General features: G+C 48.3%; 2 tRNA genes and 2 rRNA genes. All 4 read left to right on the forward strand.

The features are described from left to right. A 16S ribosomal RNA gene (locus MHZ92_RS21290) occupies window positions 1–66 on the forward strand; the annotation flags it as partial. A 126-nt stretch (window positions 67–192) separates the two neighbouring features. Beyond that, window positions 193–269 (forward strand) — tRNA-Ile (locus MHZ92_RS21295). A gap of 10 nt (window positions 270–279) precedes the next feature. Beyond that, a tRNA-Ala gene (locus tag MHZ92_RS21300) sits at window positions 280–355 on the forward strand. A gap of 281 nt (window positions 356–636) precedes the next feature. Continuing rightward, window positions 637–723: ribosomal RNA gene (locus MHZ92_RS21305) — 23S ribosomal RNA — on the forward strand; the annotation flags it as partial.

Below are 723 nucleotides of genomic sequence, written 5' to 3' on the forward strand. Positions count from 1 at the left end.
CAGATGATTGGGGTGAAGTCGTAACAAGGTAGCCGTATCGGAAGGTGCGGCTGGATCACCTCCTTTCTAAGGATAATTACGGAATATGAACCTCTGGTTCATACGTTGACGTTTTGCGTTCGGTTTTGAAGGTTCGTTAGAATAGCTGAAAACATTTGAAGCTAGATAATAGAAACTTCATAATCCCGGAAGGGGCCTATAGCTCAGCTGGTTAGAGCGCACGCCTGATAAGCGTGAGGTCGGTGGTTCGAGTCCACTTAGGCCCACCATTCATTTTCTGGGGCCTTAGCTCAGCTGGGAGAGCGCCTGCCTTGCACGCAGGAGGTCAGCGGTTCGATCCCGCTAGGCTCCACCAATAACTCTATTGTGAGTATTTTGTTCTTTGAAAACTGGATAAAACGACATTGAAGCAACAAAACATCAAGTAATCAACCGAGTCGATCACTTAGTGATTGAACATGTACTTTTTTAACGTTTACTGTGCATATCGCTATGCATCAGTAAACACCCGAGGGTTTCAAGACGCAAGCAGTGCTAGGAAGCGAGTGAGTGAACACCGGAGCGTGCTAACGCACGTGAGGATGTGAACGAACGAAGCTGACAACGCAATGCGCAGCGTATTGAAAGCCGTATAAAGGTTAAGTTAGAAAGGGCGCACGGCGGATGCCTTGGCACTAGGAGCCTATGAAGGACGGCACTAACACCGATATGCTTCGGGGAGCT

It is taken from the genome of Sporosarcina sp. ACRSL (assembly GCF_022346605.1).
Classification (GTDB): Bacteria; Bacillota; Bacilli; order Bacillales_A; family Planococcaceae; genus Sporosarcina.